Source organism: Pseudomonas sp. 8 R 14 (assembly GCF_900005955.1).
Lineage (GTDB): Bacteria > Pseudomonadota > Gammaproteobacteria > Pseudomonadales > Pseudomonadaceae > Aquipseudomonas > Aquipseudomonas marginalis.
In genome coordinates this window covers 72757-92835 of record NZ_CVTH01000082.1, presented here as the reverse complement: position 1 = coordinate 92835, position 20079 = coordinate 72757, and the positions used below count along the sequence as shown (strand labels likewise).

The following is a 20079-nucleotide window of genomic DNA, read 5'->3' as shown; positions in this document are numbered from 1 at the left end:
GATGACGGCCACACCCGACACCCGAATACTGGACACGATCGAAGGCCAACGCCTGGCGACGCCGGAGGCCGAGCGTTGGCGCGAGTGGGGCCCCTATCTGAGCGAACGCCAATGGGGCACGGTGCGCGAAGACTACAGCGCCGACGGCGATGCCTGGGCTTACTTCCCCCATGAACATGCACGCAGCCGCGCCTACCGCTGGGGCGAGGATGGCCTGGCCGGCTTCAGCGACAAGGCGCAACGCTGGTGCCTGGGCCTGGCCCTGTGGAACGAGCGCGACGCGATCCTCAAGGAACGCCTGTTCGGCCTGAATAATGCCGAGGGTAATCACGGTGAAGATGTCAAGGAACTGTACTTTTTCGTCGACGGTGTGCCCAGTCATGCCTATATGCGCATGCTCTACAAATACCCCCATGCCGCCTTTCCCTACGCCGACCTGATCGCCGAAAACGCCCGCCGTGGGCTGGGCGATGCCGAGTACGAGATCCTCGATACCGGTGTGTTCGAAGACAACCGCTACTGCGACGTCAGCGTCGAATACGCCAAGCATCAGCCCGACGATATCTTCATGCGCGTCACCGTGCACAACCGCTCGCAACAGCCGACGCGCCTGCAGGTGCTGCCGCAGGTGTGGGCGCGCAATGACTGGAGCTGGACCTTTGATGCACCCAAGCCGCAGTTGAGGCTGGACGGCGAATACGTGCTGGCCCGTCATCATGAACTGCCCGATCGACATCTCAGCGCCTGGGGCCAGGAGGGCCTGGAATGGCTGTTCTGTGAGAACGAAAGCAACTTCCCGCTGCTCGACGGGCAACCGGCGCCGGGGCCTTTCAAGGACGGGATCAACGACTACGTGGTCGAAGGGCTGGACGCTGCGATTCGCCGCGACACCGGTACCAAGGTGGCCGCGCGCTTTATCCTTGAACTGGCGGGCCTGCAAAGCCAAAGCCTTTACCTGCGCTTTGCGCCCGTGGACGCGCCCGAGGTCAACGCGCGCAAACTGTTTGAACAGCGGCGCCAGGAGGCCGATGACTTCTACGCCGCCTTGCAGCAAGGCATCGCCGATGACGATGCGCGCAATGTGCAGCGCCAGGCCCTGGCCGGCTTGCTGTGGTCCAAGCAGCTCTACTATTTCGATGTGAACCAGTGGCTCGACGGCGACCCGGCCCAGCCCGCGCCACCGCCCGAGCGCCTGCATATCCGCAATACCCATTGGCGGCATCTGTCCAACTTCGACATCCTCTCCATGCCCGACACCTGGGAATACCCGTGGTACGCCTCTTGGGACCAGGGTTTCCAGGCGGTGGCGTTTGCCCTGATCGATCCGGGGTATGCCAAGCAACAGCTGTTGTTGCTGGTGAAGGACCGCTTCATGCACCCCAACGGCCAACTGCCGGCCTATGAATGGCGTTTCGACGACGCCAACCCACCGGTGCATGCCTGGGCCAGCTGGCGCGTGTACCAGCAGGACAAGGCGCTGACCGGTGTGGGCGACCTGGATTTCCTCGAGCGGATTTTCCACAAGCTGCTGCTGAATTTTTCCTGGTGGGTCAACCGCAAGGACGCTGAGGGTCGCAACCTGTTCCAGGGCGGCTTCCTGGGGCTGGACAATATCGCCTTGTTCGACCGCTCGGCCGCGTTGCCGCCGGGTTATCAGCTCGATCAGGCCGACGGCACAGCCTGGGTGGCGGCGTATGCGCTGGACTTGATGCGTATCGGCCTGGAGTTGGCCAAGCGCAATGCGGTGTATGTCGATATCGCGGTGAAGTTTTTCGAGCATTTCCTGTATATCGCCGGCGCCATCAACCGCGTCGACGACAGCGCCGAAGGCCTGTGGGACGAGCAGGACCTGTTCTTCTACGACGTACTGCACCGTCCCGATGGCCAGAACGAGCCGGTGCGGCTGCGCTCCATCGTCGGCCTGATGCCGTTGTTTGCCGTGCTGGTGCTGGAGCAACGCGAACACGAGGGGCTGGAAGGGTTGCGTGAACGGCTGTTGGGTTTCATGCATCACCGGCCGGACCTGGCCAAACTGGTGTCGCGCTGGAACGAACCGGGGCAGGGCAATCGCCTGTTGCTGGCGCTGTTGCGTGGCGAGCGCACCAAGGATTTGCTGCGGCGCATGCTCGATGACGACGAATTCCTCTCGGCCTTTGGCGTGCGCTCCCTGTCCAAGGCGTTCGCCGAGCAGCCACTGGCGCTGAAGATGAATGGCGACACCCTGTGCGCCCGTTACCAGCCGGGTGAATCCGACTCGCGCCTGTACGGCGGCAATTCCAACTGGCGCGGGCCCTTGTGGATGCCGGTGAACTACATGCTGATCGAATCGCTGCGCGAATTTCACCGCTACTACGCGGACAACTTCTCGGTGGAATACCCCACGGGCAGCGGGTATCTGGCATCCCTGGAGGACGTGGCCGACAGCCTCAGCCAGCGGATGACCCGCCTGTTTCTGCGGGATGAAAACGGTTCACGACCGTCGATGGCGGGGTATGCGCAGTTGGAGGCGGACCCGGCCAGTCGTGACCTGGTGTTGTTCCATGAGTATTTCCATGGCGAGACGGGGCGGGGGTTGGGGGCTTCGCACCAGACCGGATGGAGTGCGTTGGTGGCGTTGCTGCTACAGCCCAGGATCTGAATACCACCGTAGACCAACTGTGGGAGGGGCTTGCACCCTCCCACAGAGATTCAGGGTTGCCCGTGAATCAGGAAGGGAACAGTTCGCTCAGCTTCATGGCCAGCATCATGTCGCCTTCGGTGCGCAGCTTGCCGCCCATGAAGGCCTGCATGCCGTCGGTGGAACCGTCGACGATGCCCTCCAGGGTCTCGCTGTCCATGACCAGGGTCACTTGGGCGTCCGGGTTTTCGCCTTCCAGCAGTTCGCAGGTCTTGTCTTTGACGACCAGGGAAAAGTTCTTGGTGTCGTCGATACGGAAACCGAACACCAGGTCCAAACCTTCGGCAGCGCTTGGGTTGAATTTGGCTTTCATTGCTTCTACGGCTTTAGCTACGTCAGTCATGGTTTCGATCCTTTTATGGTGAGTCCAGTGACCTTGGGGTCACGGTTGGCCGCACTTCATCGGAAGGTGATGAGTTGCGGCGCCTTCAACAGTTGCAAGTGGGTGTGACTGTTGAAGGAAGCCAGTGCCACCTCGCGACCGCGGAATTTCAGCTGGTTGAGCGAGGTGTTAACAATTTGCCAGTTCAGTTCGAAGGCCTGGGCGGCAGGCATCCGGGTAATCAGGTGGAGCAGGGCGGTGATGGTGCCGCCGGAGGTGAACACGGCGATCTTCTGCGTGTTGTTCGCCGCTTCCAGAATGCGTTGCAGGCCACCCTGGACGCGCTCGACGAACCCCAGCCAGCTTTCCAGCCCCGGGGGGTCATAGGTGCCGGCCAGCCAGCGCTCGATGATCAGGGCGAAGATGCGTTGGAACTCGCTGCGGTTTTGCGCGGCGTTGCGCAGGATGTCCAGGGCGTCGGGTTCGCTGCCGAGCAGGTCGGGGAGCAGGGCGCGGATGATTGCGTCGGCGTCGAATTCGTTGAAGGCGCTGTCGGTTTCCAATGCAGGCACCGGCAGGCCGAGGGTGCAGTATTGATCGAAGGCGGCAGTAGCGGTGTGCTGCTGGCGGCGCAGGTCGCCGGCGATGCAGCGGTCGAACACCAGGCCCATATCCGCCAGGTGGCGGCCGAGCACTTGCGCTTGTTCCACGCCGACGGGCGATAGCACGTCATAGTCGTCTGCACCGAAGGAGGCCTGGCCATGTCGAATCAAATAGATGCTGCCCACGTCCGTTTTCCCGGTACGTTGAAAGTCTGGCGAGGTTATGAGGATGCCAGGGTGCTGTCAATGAAAAAACATACGCTTGTTTTAAAAGCTCGTTGGAGCGCGTTCCTGCTGGCGGTTTGAGCACTGGCCGCCCGGCGATCCCGTCGGTATGCTTGGGCAATCCGCGCCTGGCGCCGTGCATTGTTAAGGAGACACATGGATTTTTTGGCTGAATACGCGAGCTTTCTGGCGAAGACTGTCACCCTGGTGGTCGCTATTCTGGTGGTCTTGATCAGCTTCGCGGCACTGCGCAGTAAAGGGCGTCGCAAAGCCGCCGGCCAACTGCAAGTCAGCAAGCTCAATGACTTCTATAAGGGCCTGCGTGAGCGCCTGGAGTCGAGCCTGCTCGACAAGGAGCAGCTCAAGGCCCTGCGCAAGTCCGAAAGCAAAGCCGAAAAGAAGAACGGCAAGAAGAAACCCGAGGTCAAGCCACGGGTGTTCGTGCTGGATTTCGACGGTGACATCAAGGCCTCGGCCACCGAGAGCCTGCGCCATGAAATCACCGCGCTGCTGAGCCTGGCCACGCCCAAGGACGAAGTGGTGCTGCGCCTGGAAAGCGGCGGCGGCATGGTCCACAGCTACGGCCTGGCGTCGTCGCAACTGGCGCGTATCCGCCAGGCGGGCGTGCCGTTGACCGTGTGCATCGACAAGGTCGCGGCCAGCGGCGGCTACATGATGGCGTGCATCGGCGAGAAGATCATCAGCGCACCGTTTGCCATCCTCGGCTCCATTGGCGTGGTGGCGCAGTTACCCAACGTCAACCGCCTGCTGAAAAAGCACGACATCGACTTTGAAGTACTGACCGCCGGCGAGTACAAGCGCACCCTCACGGTGTTTGGCGAAAACACCGAGAAAGGCCGCGAGAAGTTCCAGGAAGACCTGGACATCACCCATCAGCTGTTCAAGAACTTCGTCTCGCGTTATCGCCCACAGCTGGCGATTGATGACGTAGCGACCGGAGAGGTGTGGCTGGGTGTTGCCGCGCTGGATAAGCAACTGGTCGACGAACTGCAAACCAGCGACGAATACCTGGCCACCAAGGCCAAGACCGCCGAAGTGTTCCACCTGCACTATGCCGAGCGTAAAAGCCTGCAGGAACGGGTGGGCCTGGCGGCCAGCGGCTCGGTAGACCGGGTGCTGCTGACCTGGTGGAGTCGCCTGACCCAGCAACGCTTCTGGTAAGGCCCTTTGAGGTATAGGTAATACCTGTGGGAGGGACGGTGCGACGATTCGACTTGCCCCCGATGGCGGCCTGACAGCCGACCAGGCCGACCAGGATGTTGGATCAGACCGAGTACATATCCGTTGCTTCGGTAACGGCGGCTATTGGTTCCGCCCTTACGGCGGCTCACTTTTGAAAAGCGCAAAAGTAAGCAAAACGCTTCGCCCCACCACTCGGCACCTCGCCTAGGCTCGGTGTGCCCGTAATCCGACAGTGATTTGGGGGGCCGCCGCCACGCGCCATCCATGGCGCGGGGCGGCTAAACCGGCATCCCTGCCGGTTTACCCCCCAAATCACTATCGAATTCCGGCCAGCGTGGTTTAACGGGGCGCCTGAGATCAAGATCAAGAGCGGCTCGCTTCGCATCGTGGTTAGCGTTGGCTGCTACAAAGTTTTGTAGATACCTATGCTCATCGGGGGCAAGTCGAATCGTCGCACCGTCCCTCCCACATTCAGTTCGGTGTGGGTATCGGCTTGCGCATCAGCCTCCCCACCACCAGCGCTCCGAGCAATCCCAGCACACCCGCCACCCACAATACGTAACTGAATCCACCCACAAACGCCTGCTGCGCCAGCGGTTGCACCATCGCCCGTGCCGGCTCGGGCAACAAGCCCATTGCCGCCGGCATATCCCCGGCCACCACCCGTGAAGCAATCCCCGCCACCTGCGCCTGCCATTGCGTGTCGATACGTGCGCGCAACACGTGCTCGCTGTGGCTGCTCAGCAGTGCGCCATACACGCCAATCGCCAACATGATCGCGCTGAACCGCATGGTGGTGCTCATGCCCGACGCCATCCCCGCACGGTCCCGTGACACGCAGGCCATGATGTTTTTTTGCGTATCACCATTGAGCAAACCGGCACCGGCACCGGTGACGGCAATCGCCAGGGCGAAGGGCAGGTAGCCGCCGATATTCACCGCCCAGGCACTTAGCAGGTTGCCGCAGCCCACCAGGGTCAACCCGGTTGCCATCATCGTTGCCGGTGCGAAGCGCCCCGCCAGCCGCGCGCCGATCCGGGGACAGACCAGCATGGTCAGGGCGAACGGCAGCATGCCCAGGCCCGAGGCAATCGCGGAGAAGCCCAGGCCGTTCTGCAGATAGAACGGCAGCAGCGTCATCATCACTTGGGCACAGCCGGCGTAGGCAAACATCCCGAGCAAGGCGCCGATAAAACGCGGGTGGCGAAACAGTTGCAGGTCCACCATGGGCCGCCGCTGCACACGTTCGACCCCTACAAATACACCCAGCAACACCGCACCGCCGATCAGGCGTGCAGAGGTCAGCGGGTTATCCCAGCCGATACGGTTGGCCTCGATCAGGCCCCAAATCAGGCACAACAGGCTCGCGCTGAAGGCCAGGCTGCCCCACGGGTCGAGGCGGACGGATTGGCTATCGCGGGATTCCGCAATGGCGTGCAGCACCAGGCTCATCAGCGCCAGGCCCATGGGCAGGTTGAGGTAGAAAATCCAGCGCCAGCCCAGGTACTCGGTGATCAAGCCGCCCAGGGTCGGCGCGGCCGTCATCGCCACGCCCATGCAGGCGCCCCAGAACGCCCAGGCCTTGGCCCGCTCGACTTCATCGTGGAAGGTGTGGCCAATGGAGGCCAGGGCTGACGTGAGCAATAACGCTGCACCGACGCCCTTGACCGCGCGGGCGATATCCAGCCACAACGCACTCGGCGCCGCCCCGCAGCCAACGGAGGCGAGGATAAAAATACTCAGGCCCCAGACCAGGGATTTCTTGCGCCCGAACCGATCGGCAATGCTCCCGGCCGGTAGCAGCAAGGCGGCAAACGCCAGCATGTAGGCGCTGACCACCCACTCGATATCGGCAAAGTTCGCCCCCAGGTCGCGAGCGATGCTCGGCAGGGTCACGGCGACGATATTGGTGTCGAGCACGATCAGCGAGCAGACGCCGGACGCGGTCAGCAACGTCAGGCGCGGGTTGACCCGGCTCATGATTGGATTACCTTACAGGCAATAGGGGAAATGCAGGTGATGGGCATCGCAAGGGCGCTCCAGTGGTGAGGTGCTTCGAGCTTATCCCTGGCCACTGCTGGTATTGTTAGCCGCTGTGGAGCACTTCATTACCTTTGAGCTAATCCTGTTATGGATATCCGCCATTTTCGCTACTTCCTCGCCGTGGCCCGGCAGCGCAACTTCACCCGTGCCGCCGAGCAATTGGGCATTGCGCCACCGACCCTGAGCCGGCAGATCCAGGACATGGAAACCAGCCTGGGCACGCGCTTGTTTATCCGCCGGCAACGCGAAGTCAGCCTCACCGAAGCCGGCGCCGCCTTGCTGGTCGAGGCCGAAGCCACCGTGCGCCAGTTTGAATTCGCCCAACGCCATGCCCAGCGTGCCGGGCGTGGCGAGATCGGCCATATCGAATTGGGTTACGTGGCTTCGGCGCTGTACGCCGGGCTGTTGCAGCGGCAGATGCGTGCGTTCGGCCAGGCATTTCCCGACGTCAGCGTGACGGTGCGCGAATGCGCCATGGCCACGCTGCCGAGTGCGGTGGCGGACGGGCGCTATGACATCGGCTACATCCGCTCGCCGATGACCTTGCCCGAGGGGGTGGAGGCGGTGCGCCTGGACGGCGAAGGTTTTGTCCTGGCGCTGCCCCAGGATTCCTGGCTGTTGGGGCTCGCGGCCATAGGCTGCGAACACCTGCAAAACGAGACATTTATCCTGCCGGAGCAAATCAGCGGCACCCTGCATATCGCCGCGCAAGGCGGTTATGCTCCGCGCCTGGGGCCACAGCCGGGCGGGCTGGTCGCGGTAGTGGCGCTGGTGTCGATGGGGCAGGGCGTGGCGGTGGTGCCCGCGTCAATGGTCGGGCATGTGCAGTTGCCGGGCGTGGTGTACCGCAGCATTCAGGGCTGCGACGCATCCTCGTGGCTGTCGCTGATTCACCGGCGCTTCGAGAAAGCGCCGGCGGTGGCGCGGTATATCCAGCAGGTCAAGCACTCAGGCGCGGCTGCACCGAATCCGCCAGGCGCGTAAGGATCAGGCAGCACGACACCGCCCCCGCATCCAGCACGCCGAGTGAGCGCTCGCCCAGGCGACTGGCGCGGCCGATCTTCGCCACCAGGTCCTTGGTGGAGTCGCGCCCCTGGGAGGCGGCGGTTTTCATCGCCTCCAGTGCATCACTGAAGGACGCCCCCGAGGCGTGCGCGCGCTCGAAGGCTTCCACCGCCGGGATCAATGTGTCCATCAGGCACTTGTCGCCCACGCCCGCTTCGGTGATGTCCTGCAACGAGGTCAGGCCGCCGCGCAACAGGTGGGCGAAGGTGGCCGCGTCGATGTCGTCACGGCCACGCACTTCGTCGGCCATGCCGATAAACAGGCTGCCATACAACGGCCCCATGGAGCCGCCGATGCCTTCCATCAGGCTCAGGGTCAGTTCATCCAGGGCTTCGGCGAGGGTCAGTTGGCGACCTTCGATCGTGCGCCCGCAATGGGCGAAGCCCTTGGCCATGTTGATGCCATGGTCGCCGTCGCCAATCGCGCCGTCGACTTCGCTGAGGTATTCACGGTTGGCCACGATCACGCTGACCAGGTCGGTGACGATGGCGCTGCCGTGGTGGCTGGAAAAATGCTGGCTCATGGTTCAGTCCGCCTGGGTCATGCCGATGGAGCGGCAGGGTTGGTCGATCAGGGTTTTCAGCTCGGCGTCGAGGCCGAGCAGGGTCAGGGTCACGCCCATCATTTCCAGGGAGGTGAAGTAGTTGCCGACGTAGCAGCGGTGAATCTTCAAGCCCTTGGCCTTGAGTTGGCGTTCGACCTCGGCATAGAAAATATACAGCTCCATCACCGGCGTGGCGCCAAGACCGGAGACCAGCACCACCACGCTGTCATCCTGTCTGAAGTCGCGGTCGGCGAGGATTGGCGCGAGCATGCGCTCGGCCATGGCGGCGGCGGATTCGATCGGGATGACCTCAATGCCCGGTTCGCCGTGATGACCGATGCCCAGTTCCATCTGGCCGTCGGCGATCTGGAAGTTCGGCTTGCCCACGGCGGCAATGGTGCAGGGCGTGAGGCCGATGCCAATCGAGCGGCACTGGTCGACGGTTTTCTGCGCGACGCGAATCACGCCGTCGAGGTCGTAGTGCTGGGCGGCTGCGGCACCGCCGATCTTCCACATGAAGATTTCCCCGGCCACGCCTCGACGTTTGGCGATCTCGGCCTTGGGCGCGGAGGCCACGTCGTCGTTGGCGACCACGGTGCGGATGCGCATGTCTTTGCTGGCGGCCATTTTCATCGCCAGCTTCACGTTCATATTGTCGCCGGCATAGTTGCCGTACAGGCAGGCCACGCCGGCGCCATGGTCGGCAGCGCGGAAGGCGTCGAAAAAGCTCTTGGCGGTGGGCGAGGAGAAAATCTCGCCGACGGCCACCGCGTCGACCAGGCCGGGGCCGACATAGCCGAGAAAGGCCGGCTCATGGCCGGAGCCGCCCCCCGTGACAATGCCGACACGCCCTGGCCCGGAAGGCCTGGCCTTGACGATCACCCGTGGGTTGCTTTCGTACTGGCGCAGTTCGGGGTGCGCGACCAGGATGCCGCGCAGCATGTCCTCGACCACTTGGTCCGGATCGTTGATGACTCGATTCATAACGCGGGTTCCTGTGTTCTTTTTGTAGGAGCGAGCTTGCTCGCGAAAAGCGTGAAGACACCGCGTTTATCCAGAAGCCCCGCGTTATCGTTGTCGACCTTCGCGAGCAAGCTCGGCTCCTGCAGTAAAGCGGTTGTGTGTTCCTAGGGTTCGAGTACAACCTTGAGCGACTTGTCGCCACGTTCCATCACCGCAAACGCTTCCTTGAAGTCCGCCAGGGCGAACTTGTGGGTGACTACATCGCGCATATCGATCTTGCGGTTGCCGATAAAGTCGATGGCCCGCGGGTACATGTACGGCCCCAGGTGCGAGCCGAGGATGTCCAGCTCCTTGCGGTCGCCGATGATCGACCAGTCCACCGTGGCCTCGTCGTTGAATACGCTGAACTCCACGAAGCGCCCCAGCTTGCGCAGCATCGCCAGGCCCTGGTTCACCGCCTTGTGGTGCCCGGTGGCCTCGATATAGATGTCGCAGCCATAGCCGTCGGTGATCGCGCGGATGTTGGCCAGTACGTCCACTTCGGCCGGGTTCCACACTTCGTCGGCGCCCATGCGCAGGGCGAGGGCGGCGCGTTCGGGTTTCATGTCGAGCACGATGAGTTTTTTCGGGTTGCGCAAACGCACGGCGCCGATGATGCCCAGGCCCAGGGTGCCGGCGCCGGCGACCACCACAATGTCGTCATGGTCGACGTTGGCGCGTTCCGCCGCATGCAGTGAGCAGGCCAGGGGTTCGATCAGGATCGCTTCGTCGGGGGCGATGGATTCCGGCACTTTGTGAATGATGCCTTCCTTGGTGAAGATCATGTACTGGGCCATGGCACCCTGCACATTGTTCTGGAAACCATAGAGGTCGTGTTTCTGGCACATCCAGTACTGGCCGTGGTTGCAGAAGCGACAGCCCCAGCACGGCACGATCTGCTCCGAGATCACCCGGTCACCGACCTTCACGCCGCGCTTTTCCGCGCCCGGGCCCAGGGCCACCACGCGACACACGAACTCATGGCCGGGGATCATCGGCGGCTTGACGTAGCGCGGTTGCTCGGCATCGCCCCAGAACGACGGCGCGCCGCGATAGGTCTTGATGTCGCCCATGCAAATGCCGCACAACTCGACCTTGGTGAGGATCTCATCGGGGCCGGGCGTGGGTACGTCGACGGTTTCCAGGCGATAGTCTTCCGGGCCGTGGCAAACCACGGCCTGCATGGTTTTCGGGATGGCCGGCGAGAGTTGTTCGGGTGTGCGTTCGGTGGCAGTGGACATGACAAAACCTCACGACAGATAAATGAATTACTGAATGCTGTAGCCGCCGTCGATCACCAGGTTGGCGCCGGTGATCATCTGCGCGGCATCGCTGAGCAGGTACAGCGCCAGCCCGGCGATTTCCTCCGGCTGCGCAAAGCGGCCCGCCGGGATCTGCAATTTGGCCCGTTCGCCGACTTCACCGGCCCAGGCCTTCTTGCCCAGCGCGGTCTCGACGATGGTGGGGGAAATGGCGTTGACATTGATGTGCGGCGCCCATTCCATGGCCAATACCTTGGTCATGCCGACGATGGCCGCCTTGCTGGCGCAGTAGGCGACGTGGCGGTCGAGGCCGATCACCGCGGCCTGGGACGCGAGGTTGACGATGCGCCCGCTGCCCTGGGCGAGCATGTGCCGGGCGCAGGCCTGGGCCACGAAAAAGCTGGCCTTGAGGTTGATGTCCAAGGTGGTGTCCCAGGCGCTTTCGCTGACATCGACGGCCTTGTCCAGCAGGGCCACGCCGGCGCTGTTGATCAGGTAATCCAGGCGTTGGAAGTGTGCGAAGACCTGGTCGATGGTGTGTTGCACCTGGTTGATCTGGCTGAGGTCGACGGCAATGCCCAGATGCCCGGCACCCAGGCCCGCTGCCACTTCAACCACCGCCGGGTCGCGGTCGAGCAAAGCCACGCGGGCGCCGCGCTCCACCAGCAGGCTGGCACAGGCCAGGCCGATACCGGCGGCGCCGCCGGTGATCACCGCGCAACGGCCGTTGAGGTCGAAGGCTTGGTTCCAGAATCCAGACATGCATGACTCCTCTTTCAATAACGATCGAGATCCAATGTGGGAGGGGGCAAGCTCTCTCCCACACTTGACTGTATTTCAAGCCAATGACTACTTACCGCCACTGACCTGTTTGTACAGCGCATCGGCGTTGGCGTTAGTCACGGGCACCCACGGCAGGATGTAGGTCTTGGCCGTGCCATCGCCCCATTTCACGTCCTTGGCATAGCGCTCCCAGATCACCGACTGCGGCTTGTAGTCCTTGCCGGCCAGTGCGCGCAACGCCACGTCCAGTGCGCCCTGGGACTGGGCCTGCGCGTCCTGGAGGAAGGTGGTGACTTCGTCTTTCTTCGCCGCCTGGATCGCGTCCGGCATGCCGTCGATGGACGTGACGGGCACATCCTTGGAGGTCAGGCCGTGGGATTTGAGGGCCTGCACGGCGCCGAGGGCCATGTCGTCGTTCTGCGCGATCACGCCGTTGATGCCTTTGGGGTGGGCGTTCAACCAGTCTTCGGTCAGCGCCAGGGCCTGGGCGCGGTCCCAATTGGCGGTCTTTTTCTCGATGATCTTGATGCCAGGGTGCTTGCCCAGCACTTCCAGCTCGCCTTTTTCGCGGTCGATCTGCGCCGACTGGCCAATCGGGCCCTGGATGATCACTACGTTGCCCTTGCCGTTGAGCTTGTCGACCATGGCCTGGGCCTGCAGGCGGCCGCCTTCCACATCATCGTTACCGACGTAGGGCACCGAGGCGTCGGCGACCTTGGTGTTGGAGGCGATAACCACCACGTCGTTGCTCATGGCTTGCTTGACGGTGCCGACGCCGGCCTTGGTGTCGATCGGCACGAACAGGATCGCGTCGTAGCGCTGGGTCACCATGTTTTCGATCTGATTGTTCTGGGTCAGGGCGTCGTAGTTGCCGTCGAACACCGTCAACTGCACGGTGCCGTCCTTGACCGCCGGGTGCTCCTTGAGCTCGCGGACCCAGTTCTGCATGAACTGGCCCTTGAGGCCATAGACGGCCGCGCCGACCTTGTAGGTCTTGCCATCGGCGGCCATTGCGATACTGCCGGCGAGCAGGGAGAGAGCCGCCGCGGCGGCCAGGGTGGTACCAAGTTTCATGGGGGGAACTCCGGTTATTGTTGTAGTGGTCGTTCTCTAGCGTTTTTTCTTGCGCCACACGTCGATCAGTACTGCAAACACGATGATCAGGCCCTTGGCGACCTGCTGGTAATAGGAGGACACGCCGAGCAGGTTCAGGCCGTTGTTGATCACGCCGATCAACAACGCGCCGAACAGCGTGCCGACAATGCTGCCGGTGCCGCCCGACAGGCTGGTGCCGCCGATGACCACGGCGGCAATCGCGTCCAGCTCATAGGACACCCCGGCCTGGGGCAGGGCGGAGGTGGTGCGTGCCGACAACACCACGCCCGCCAACCCGGCGAGCAGGCCGGACACCACGTACACCGAAAACATCACCTTGCGCACGCCGATCCCGGAGGTGCGCGCGCTTTTTTCATTGCCGCCCACCGCGTACACATAGCGGCCGTAGGTGGTGTAGCGCAGCACCATCCAGAAGATCAGCGCGACCACGGCGAAGATGATGATCGGCACGCCAATCGGGCCGATCTTGCCGATGCCCAGGGCCAGGTAGGCGTCGGGCAGGTCGGTGATCGGGCTGCCGTCGTTGAGGATGAAGGTCATGCCGCGGGCAATGCTGAGCATGCCGAGGGTGGCCACGAACGGCGGGATCGACAGGTTGGCGACCATAAAGCCGTTGACCACGCCGAGCATCGCCCCGGCAAACATCCCCGCACTCACCGCCGCCAGCAGCCCGTAGCCCTGGGTCGCGACCATGGCGCTGCACAATCCGGCAAAGGCCAGGATCGAGCCGACGGAAAGGTCGATGCCCTTGGTCAGGATCACGTAGGTCATGCCCACCGCGAGGATGCCGTTGATGGAGGTCTGGCGCAGGATGTCCATCCAGTTGCGCCAGGTCATGAAGTACTCGCTGGAAAACGCCATCACCACGCACAGCAGGATAAACACCAGCGGCAGGCCGAAACGGTCGAGGGACAGGCGCAGGCGGTTGCGTGGCGCTGTGGTGATGGGGGCGGCAATGGTTTTGGCATTCATGAGGCAAGACTCAACAGGGCTTCCTGGGAAAGGGCGGTGTCGGTGCTGATGGTCACCAGGCGGCCGCCCTTGAAGACGGCGATGCGGTCACTCAGGTGCAACAGTTCCGGGGCTTCCGACGACACCACGATGGCGGCGCCACCGGCGCGCACGAATTGATCCAGCAGGTGGTAGATCTCCTGCTTGGCGCCCTCATCGATACCCCGTGTCGGCTCATCGCACAGCAGGCACACCGGTTCGGTCGACAGGCATTTGGCGAGCACCACTTTCTGTTGGTTGCCGCCGCTCATGGACGCCACCGGCAGTTCCAGTGAGGTGGTTTTGATCTGCAGGCGCTTGACCATGTCCTGGGCCAGTTGGGTTTCCTTGCGCGCATTGATCAGCGACCAGCTCGACAGGCGCTTGTAGGCCGACAGCGCAATGTTGGAAACAATGCTGCCGGTAAGCACCAGGCCGCTGTCCTTGCGGTCTTCGGTGACCAGCGACATGCCGGCATTGATGGTCGCCTTGGGCAGGCCCACGGGCATGGGCTTGCCTTGCAGGGTGACGCTGCCGGAGTCCGCCACGGTCAGGCCATAGATGCAGTTGAGGAATTCACTGCGCCCCGAGCCCATCAGGCCGTAGATGCCGAGGATTTCACCCTGGCGCAGTTGCAGGCTGATGTCGTGGAACTCACCGGCGCGGCTGAGGTTGTCGACTTGCAGGCAGGTGTCGGCGGCGCATTCGCGGCCGACCTTGTGGTCGATGCGGGTCAGTTCCTGGCCAACGATGCCGCGCACCAGGTGGTCGCGGTCGATATCGGCCATGCGTCCGCTTTCCACAAAGGCGCCGTCGCGGAAGATGCTGTAGTCATCGGCGATCTGCGCCAGTTCGCTCAAGCGGTGCGATACATAGACGATGCCGGCGCCCCGCGCGGTGAGGCGGCGAATCGCCTTGAACAGGGTTTCGGCTTCGCGCTCGCCAATGGCCGAGGTGGGCTCGTCCATGATCATCACCTGGCAGTCATGGCTGAACGCCTTGGCGATTTCCACCAGTTGGATCTGCGCCACGCTCAGGCGGTGCATGGGGCTGCTCGCGTCGACATCGAATTCCAGGCTTTCCAGCAGTTCGCGGGTGCGGCGGTTCAAGGCCTTGTTGTCGACGATGCAGCCGGCGCGGCGCGGTTCGCGGCCCAGCCAGATGTTTTCGGCGACGGTCATGTAGGGGATCGGTTCCAGTTCCTGGGTGATCATCGCGATCCCCGCCGCGAGGGCTTCGCTGGGGCGATTGAACTGTACGGCGGTGCCGTTGAGCAGAATGCTGCCGGCATCACGCGGGGTGATGCCCATCAGGATGCTCAGGAAAGTCGACTTGCCTGCGCCATTGCCGCCGCACAGGGCGTGGACGCTGCCGGCCCGCAGAGAGAGGCGCCCGTCACGCAGGGCAGGGATCCCGGCGTAAGCCTTGGCGACGTGTTCAGCCTGGAGCAGTAATGGCGTGGCCATCGGCGTGTCCTCGTGCTGTGAATTCTTATTAGGTCGCACAGTCATGTTTCGCTGTGATCATATGTGTATCAAATGAAATTCTGATCAGTCAATCTCTTTCATGTAAATGCTGCGATTCTGATCTTTTTCGCCAATTACCCTTTTTTAGAGCGCTTTGACTGGCAAGTCAGTTAAATCCTGCTTGACAGGAGAGGGTTACGCCTGCGAAATGAATGAGAGAAATTTCATTGAGTGATCAGTTGATCAGTCATAAGCACTCACGGCAGCGGAGCCAGACACCATGAACACACCTTTCCCGGTGGCTATCGGATGCGATGAAGCGGGTTTTGAGCTCAAGGAGCTGTTAAAGCGCCATATCGAGGCGCTGGGCTATCCGGTGACCGACTTCGGCACCCATTCCACCGCGCCGGTGTTGTACCCGGACATCGCCCTGGCCGTGGCCACCGCCATCAACGCCGGGCAGCAGCGCCTGGGCGTGCTGGTGTGCGGCACGGGGATCGGCATGGCGATCTCGGCCAACAAGGTGCTCGGGATTCGTGCGGCCCAGGCCCATGACACGTACTCGGCAGAGCGGGCGCGCAAGAGCAACGATGCGCAGATCCTCTCTATCGGCGCGCGGGTGATCGGCGCCGAACTGGCGAAAAGCATCGTCAAGTCGTTCCTGGAGTCGGAGTTCGAGGCGGCACGTTCCGGGGCCAAGGTCGAGCGCATCAATGCGATCGAGCGCGATGGGCATCAATAGTGGACGTAGCAGGGCAAGAGTCGGGAGAATGCGCCTTTGACGCCGAAACGGAAGCCCGTCCCCATGAGTGACAGTACCCAGCGCATGGCCAGCGATATTGATCAGATGACTGAAGTGGCGATGCTCTATTACCTCGAGAACGTCACTCAGGAAGCCATCGCCAAGCGCTTCGACCTGTCCCGGGCCAAAGTCAGCCGATTGCTCAAGCGCGCGCGGGATGAAGGCATTGTCGAGGTGCGCGTCTTGCAGCATCCGGCGATGAACAACGAGCTGGAACAGGCCTTGGTGGCGCGCTTCAAGCTGGATCGCGCGTTGATCGCGGTGGACCACAGCGACCCCGATACCCAGCGCTCGGCGGTCGCCAGCCTGGTGGCCAACTACCTGAACAAGACCTTGAGTGACGGCATGATCGTCGCCGTGGGCATGGGCCGCAACGTCGGCGCCGTGGCCGATAACGTGTTCCTGCCGGTGACGCGCAACTGCACATTTGTCTGCGCCATTGGCGGTTCGCTCAAGGCCGGCGAATACATGAACCCCGATCACATCTGCCGGCGCCTGGCCCTGCGCTTTGGCGGCGAGAGTGAAAGCCTGTACGCCCCGGCCCTGGTGGCCAACCCGGAGTTGCGCGGGGTGTTGATCAACAACGACACGGTGCGCTCGACCCTCGACCGTGCGCGGCGGGCTGACATGGCGCTGATCGGCATCGGCGACATGAGCGAAAACAGCAATATGGTGCGCATGGGCTGGTTCTCGCCCCAGGAGATCGCCCAGGCACGCTTGTCCGGCACCGTGGGCGACATGATGGGCTATGACTTCATCGACATCCACGGCCAGCCGGCAGTCAACGCGATCCAGGGGCGAGTGATCGGGTTGACGGTGCAGGAGTTGTTTCGCATCCCGGACGTGGTGGCGATTGCCAGCGAGAACACCAAGGCGGCGGCGACGTTGGGGGCGTTGCGGTCGGGGGTGATCAATACGTTGGCGACGACGGTGACGAATGCCCACACCATCCTGGCGCTGGACGATGCAACCCGTAAAACCTGACACGCCCTCGTCGGGGCATGGGTATCTACACAACGTTGGCTCAACGCCGGACGCCCGGCAGACAGGGCTGTTGTGGTGAGCGGGCTTGTCGAATCGTCGCACCGCCCGCGCCGGGCTGCGAAGCAGCCCCAGTAAAGAAGTACGCGGTGTATCAGGCACTCTGTAGAGGCTGGTTTTGGGGCTGCTTCGCAGCCCAGCGCGGGGCAAGCCCGCTCACCACAGAGATTTGGCAGGATCTGAAAATACTCATGCTCATCGGGGGCAAGCCGTCTCCCACATGATTTTGTGTGGGGGTCGAAGACAGGTTTTGTAATAGTTTTGCGTTGCAGGAAATTTGTATTTCGCCTGTAGGATTCAAGTCCTTTTGTTATTTCAGGACCTGCATGAACATCCTCTCGGAGCCTCCCAGTCGTCTTTCCCCAAGACATCCGCCGCCGCTGTTCCCGCTGAAACACCCCGTATCCCGACTGCCAGCCGTGTCCCGGTCCACTGACCGCGCCTTGCCGTGCCCGGCATTCTGAAACCTGTAGAGAGACTTGTATAAATGGAATGGTTAGCGGATCCAACGGCCTGGCTCGGCCTGTTGACCTTGATTGTGCTGGAACTGGTGCTGGGCATCGACAACCTGGTGTTTATTGCGATCCTGGCGGATAAGCTGCCGCCGGAGCAGCGCGACCGAGCGCGCTTGATCGGTTTGTCCCTGGCGTTGCTGATGCGCCTGGGCTTGCTGGCGAGTATTTCCTGGTTGGTAACCCTGACCCAGCCGCTGTTCGAGGTGTTCGACAAGAGCTTCTCCGGCCGTGACCTGATCATGCTGTTCGGCGGTGTGTTCCTGTTGTTCAAGGCCACCATGGAACTGCATGAACGCCTGGAAGGCCATGTGGCCCAGCGCACCGGCAACGTGGCATACGCGATGTTCTGGCCGATTGTGGCGCAGATCGTGGTGCTCGACGCGGTGTTCTCCCTGGATGCGGTGATCACGGCCGTGGGCATGGTGGATGAGCTGGCGGTGATGATGATCGCCGTCATCATTTCCATCGGCCTGATGATCGTCGCGAGCAAGCCGCTTACACGCTTCGTCAACGCCCACCCGACGGTGATCATGCTGTGCCTGGGCTTCCTGATGATGATCGGTTTTGCCCTGACCGCTGAAGGCCTGGGTTTCCATATTCCCAAGGGCTACCTGTACGCGGCGATTGGTTTCTCGATCCTGATCGAGGTGTTCAACCAGATTGCCCGCGCGCGTCGCAAGAAGTCGGCCCAGGGTGTGTTGCCGGTGCGTGAGCGCACGGCCCATGCGGTGATGCGCTTGCTCGGCGGTCGCAGCCTGGCGGTTGAGGAGGTGGGGGAAGAGGTGGCTGACCTGTTGGGCGAGACGGATGCCGCCCAGGGGCCGCTGTTCGACCGACGCGAGCGGGTGATGATCAGCGGTGTGCTGCAACTGGCCGAGAGGCCGATTCGCAGCTTGATGACGCCGCGGGCCAACGTCGACTTTATCGACCTGGCGGACGACCCCGACACGATTCGCCTGAAGCTGATGCATTCGTCCTATTCGCGCCTGCCGTTGATCCGCAATGGCGCGGTGGATGAACCGTTGGGCTTTGTGCATAAGAAGGAATTGCTCAAGGAGTACCTGGCCGGCAACGAGCCGAACCTGGAGCACCTCGCACGCCGGGCGATCAACCTGCTGGAGAGCTTTTCGATCCTCAACGCCCTGGAACAGATGCGCCAGGAATCCACCCATATCGCCTTCGTGATCAACGAATTCGGTGACTTCATGGGCGTATTGAGCATGACCGACATTCTTGAATCCATTGCCGGTGAGTTGCCGGACGCCAGTGAGATCGAAGGGCCGGATATTGTCGAGGAGGGCGCGGGCTTCCGTGCCAATGGCGCCCTCAACCTCACCCAGATTCGTCAGCGTACCGGCTTCAAGGCCGTCGCGACCGAGGACTACCAGACCCTGGCCGGCCTGGTGATGAGCCTGCTCGACCGCCTGCCTGTGGTGGGCGATAGCCTGGAGCATGAGGGCTGGCGCCTGACGGTGGCGGCGGTAGAGGAGCGGCGGGTGACGCAGGTGTTATTGCAGCCTTGCGGCGTGCATAACGCCTGAAGGTGTCCTCCACAAACTGCGCTTGCTGCTCCTCGGGTCCGAAACCCTTGAATGTTTCCATCAAGGTGCCGTTCTGGAAGACCAGCAGCGTCGGGGTGCCTGTAACCTGCGGGTGCCTCGGCGTTTTCGCGCAATCGAGCACCAGGCTCACTACTGATCGGTACTGGGCGGCAATCTGCTCAAACAGCGGCCCGGCTACCTCGCAGGCCGGGCAGTGAGCTGAGATGAACAGCATGAACACCGGGCGCGAACTGCTCAGCACGCGCCGGTAGTCGTCGGTAGTGGCAATGGTTGCAGTGGCAATCCCCATGATGATCTCCCTTTGGACCGTGCAGGTTTTTTACCAACGCTAGGCCCGGGGACCGTCACCGTCTACTGTCAACCTTCACAGGTCTGCCTCACGCTCCACCCGTTCCCGGGCCTTGCGCGCCTGGTTTGCGCACTTGCGGTATTCCTCATTGTCCCGGGAGGCCTTGGCCCGGCGGTAGTCGTGGTGGTTCTGGCTGGTGTAGTTGGTGTCGAAGGCTTCCTTGAGCCTGCGCAGTTCTTCCTTGCAGTCGCGGCGGTCGTTGCTGGCCGACGCGTTGCCGGCTGCCAGCAAGGTGAGCATCACCAGGGTAAGGCATGACTTCATCAGGGCAGGGTCCTTGTCGGCAGGGATGTGCCAAGGCTAGTCCAGCGTGGGGATTTTTCCACGCTGCGCGCGCACTGCAACGGTGCGCAGTAACGCTGTCGCAGTGCGTCCAAAGGGACCTGTCACCGCCATATGGGGCCCTGGGTAGCAAAGTGATTGCAGATGCTGGCGTAGCGCCTTGTCTCCCCGAAATATTTATCTATCTGATTTAAAAAGCCTTTATTGCAGGCATGTTTTTCTTTGAGG

The 20079-nt window shown here is 62.4% G+C and carries 17 protein-coding genes and 1 pseudogene; 6 read left to right on the top strand and 12 right to left on the bottom strand.

Going from position 1 to position 20079, the window contains the following annotated elements; translation table 11 throughout:
* The first annotated feature begins 1 nt into the window (after position 1).
* A complete protein-coding gene (locus BFQ01_RS24065) occupies positions 2-2638 on the top strand; it encodes an MGH1-like glycoside hydrolase domain-containing protein (protein WP_065927179.1) in 2637 nt (878 codons plus the stop codon).
* 67 nt (positions 2639-2705) lie between these two features.
* On the opposite strand, the gene BFQ01_RS24060 is transcribed toward BFQ01_RS24065, so the two are convergent.
* Positions 2706-3020: an SCP2 sterol-binding domain-containing protein gene (locus tag BFQ01_RS24060; protein WP_065927178.1), complete on the bottom strand. Its 315-nt coding sequence runs from the start codon at positions 3018-3020 to the stop codon at positions 2706-2708.
* 56 nt (positions 3021-3076) lie between these two features.
* Complete coding sequence (locus tag BFQ01_RS24055; RefSeq protein ID WP_065927177.1) at positions 3077-3787, bottom strand: histidine phosphatase family protein; 711 nt, start codon at positions 3785-3787, stop codon at positions 3077-3079.
* Positions 3788-3982: 195 nt separating this feature from the next.
* Between BFQ01_RS24055 and sohB the strand changes: the two genes are divergently transcribed.
* A complete protein-coding gene (sohB, locus tag BFQ01_RS24050) occupies positions 3983-5008 on the top strand; it encodes a protease SohB (protein ID WP_065927176.1) in 1026 nt (341 codons plus the stop codon).
* Between the two features lie 492 nt (positions 5009-5500).
* Here the strand turns inward: sohB and BFQ01_RS24045 are convergent, their stop codons facing one another.
* A complete protein-coding gene (locus BFQ01_RS24045) occupies positions 5501-7009 on the bottom strand; it encodes an MFS transporter (protein ID WP_065927175.1) in 1509 nt (502 codons plus the stop codon).
* Positions 7010-7159: 150 nt separating this feature from the next.
* Here BFQ01_RS24045 and BFQ01_RS24040 point away from each other — a divergent pair, with 150 nt between their 5' ends.
* Positions 7160-8056, top strand: coding sequence for a LysR family transcriptional regulator (locus BFQ01_RS24040; RefSeq protein ID WP_065927174.1), 897 nt, complete (start codon positions 7160-7162; stop codon positions 8054-8056).
* Here the strand turns inward: BFQ01_RS24040 and dhaL are convergent.
* From dhaL to BFQ01_RS24005, 7 genes are all read right to left on the bottom strand, one after another.
* On the bottom strand, positions 8013-8660 hold the full coding sequence (dhaL, locus tag BFQ01_RS24035; RefSeq protein WP_065927173.1) for a dihydroxyacetone kinase subunit DhaL: 648 nt from the start codon (positions 8658-8660) through the stop codon (positions 8013-8015). The genes BFQ01_RS24040 and dhaL overlap by 44 nt on opposite strands.
* 3 nt (positions 8661-8663) lie before the next feature.
* Positions 8664-9665, bottom strand: coding sequence for a dihydroxyacetone kinase subunit DhaK (locus BFQ01_RS24030; protein ID WP_065927172.1), 1002 nt, complete (start codon positions 9663-9665; stop codon positions 8664-8666).
* 143 nt (positions 9666-9808) lie between these two features.
* A complete protein-coding gene (locus BFQ01_RS24025; protein WP_065927171.1) occupies positions 9809-10924 on the bottom strand; it encodes an MDR/zinc-dependent alcohol dehydrogenase-like family protein in 1116 nt (371 codons plus the stop codon).
* A 27-nt stretch (positions 10925-10951) separates the two neighbouring features.
* Complete coding sequence (locus tag BFQ01_RS24020; protein ID WP_065927170.1) at positions 10952-11707, bottom strand: SDR family oxidoreductase; 756 nt, start codon at positions 11705-11707, stop codon at positions 10952-10954.
* Between the two features lie 87 nt (positions 11708-11794).
* On the bottom strand, positions 11795-12802 hold the full coding sequence (locus tag BFQ01_RS24015; protein ID WP_027608639.1) for a substrate-binding domain-containing protein: 1008 nt from the start codon (positions 12800-12802) through the stop codon (positions 11795-11797).
* A 36-nt stretch (positions 12803-12838) separates the two neighbouring features.
* Complete coding sequence (locus BFQ01_RS24010; protein WP_027608638.1) at positions 12839-13816, bottom strand: ABC transporter permease; 978 nt, start codon at positions 13814-13816, stop codon at positions 12839-12841.
* Positions 13813-15300 (bottom strand): sugar ABC transporter ATP-binding protein, encoded by a 1488-nt coding sequence (locus BFQ01_RS24005; protein WP_065927169.1) that lies wholly within the window; start codon positions 15298-15300, stop codon positions 13813-13815. The genes BFQ01_RS24010 and BFQ01_RS24005 overlap by 4 nt, the downstream gene beginning before the upstream one ends.
* Positions 15301-15580: 280 nt before the next feature.
* On the opposite strand from BFQ01_RS24005, the gene rpiB reads away from it, so the two are divergent.
* The 3 genes from rpiB (at position 15581) to BFQ01_RS23990 (ending at position 19199) form a co-directional block, all read left to right on the top strand.
* Positions 15581-16042, top strand: coding sequence for a ribose 5-phosphate isomerase B (gene rpiB, locus BFQ01_RS24000; protein ID WP_016969738.1), 462 nt, complete (start codon positions 15581-15583; stop codon positions 16040-16042).
* A gap of 63 nt (positions 16043-16105) precedes the next feature.
* Entirely contained in the window at positions 16106-17086 is a 981-nt protein-coding gene (locus tag BFQ01_RS23995; protein ID WP_027608636.1) for a sugar-binding transcriptional regulator, read from the top strand.
* 544 nt (positions 17087-17630) lie between these two features.
* Complete coding sequence (locus tag BFQ01_RS23990) at positions 17631-19199, top strand: TerC family protein (RefSeq protein WP_027608635.1); 1569 nt, start codon at positions 17631-17633, stop codon at positions 19197-19199.
* Between the two features lie 19 nt (positions 19200-19218).
* Here the strand turns inward: BFQ01_RS23990 and BFQ01_RS31885 are convergent.
* A pseudogene (locus BFQ01_RS31885) lies at positions 19219-19509 on the bottom strand (thioredoxin family protein); the annotation flags it as partial.
* Between the two features lie 75 nt (positions 19510-19584).
* A complete protein-coding gene (locus tag BFQ01_RS23985; RefSeq protein ID WP_065927168.1) occupies positions 19585-19833 on the bottom strand; it encodes a hypothetical protein in 249 nt (82 codons plus the stop codon).
* Positions 19834-20079: the final 246 nt, after the last annotated feature.

Coding starts and splice junctions, on each gene's coding strand:
- BFQ01_RS24065 (WP_065927179.1), top strand. CDS start 2: ATGACGGCCACACCCGACACCCGAATACTGGACACGATCGAAGGCCAA.
- BFQ01_RS24060 (WP_065927178.1), bottom strand. CDS start 3,020: ATGACTGACGTAGCTAAAGCCGTAGAAGCAATGAAAGCCAAATTCAAC.
- sohB (WP_065927176.1), top strand. CDS start 3,983: ATGGATTTTTTGGCTGAATACGCGAGCTTTCTGGCGAAGACTGTCACC.
- BFQ01_RS24045 (WP_065927175.1), bottom strand. CDS start 7,009: ATGAGCCGGGTCAACCCGCGCCTGACGTTGCTGACCGCGTCCGGCGTC.
- BFQ01_RS24040 (WP_065927174.1), top strand. CDS start 7,160: ATGGATATCCGCCATTTTCGCTACTTCCTCGCCGTGGCCCGGCAGCGC.
- dhaL (WP_065927173.1), bottom strand. CDS start 8,660: ATGAGCCAGCATTTTTCCAGCCACCACGGCAGCGCCATCGTCACCGAC.
- BFQ01_RS24030 (WP_065927172.1), bottom strand. CDS start 9,665: ATGAATCGAGTCATCAACGATCCGGACCAAGTGGTCGAGGACATGCTG.
- BFQ01_RS24025 (WP_065927171.1), bottom strand. CDS start 10,924: ATGTCCACTGCCACCGAACGCACACCCGAACAACTCTCGCCGGCCATC.
- BFQ01_RS24020 (WP_065927170.1), bottom strand. CDS start 11,707: ATGTCTGGATTCTGGAACCAAGCCTTCGACCTCAACGGCCGTTGCGCG.
- BFQ01_RS24015 (WP_027608639.1), bottom strand. CDS start 12,802: ATGAAACTTGGTACCACCCTGGCCGCCGCGGCGGCTCTCTCCCTGCTC.
- BFQ01_RS24010 (WP_027608638.1), bottom strand. CDS start 13,816: ATGAATGCCAAAACCATTGCCGCCCCCATCACCACAGCGCCACGCAAC.
- BFQ01_RS24005 (WP_065927169.1), bottom strand. CDS start 15,300: ATGGCCACGCCATTACTGCTCCAGGCTGAACACGTCGCCAAGGCTTAC.
- rpiB (WP_016969738.1), top strand. CDS start 15,581: ATGAACACACCTTTCCCGGTGGCTATCGGATGCGATGAAGCGGGTTTT.
- BFQ01_RS23995 (WP_027608636.1), top strand. CDS start 16,106: ATGAGTGACAGTACCCAGCGCATGGCCAGCGATATTGATCAGATGACT.
- BFQ01_RS23990 (WP_027608635.1), top strand. CDS start 17,631: ATGGAATGGTTAGCGGATCCAACGGCCTGGCTCGGCCTGTTGACCTTG.
- BFQ01_RS23985 (WP_065927168.1), bottom strand. CDS start 19,833: ATGAAGTCATGCCTTACCCTGGTGATGCTCACCTTGCTGGCAGCCGGC.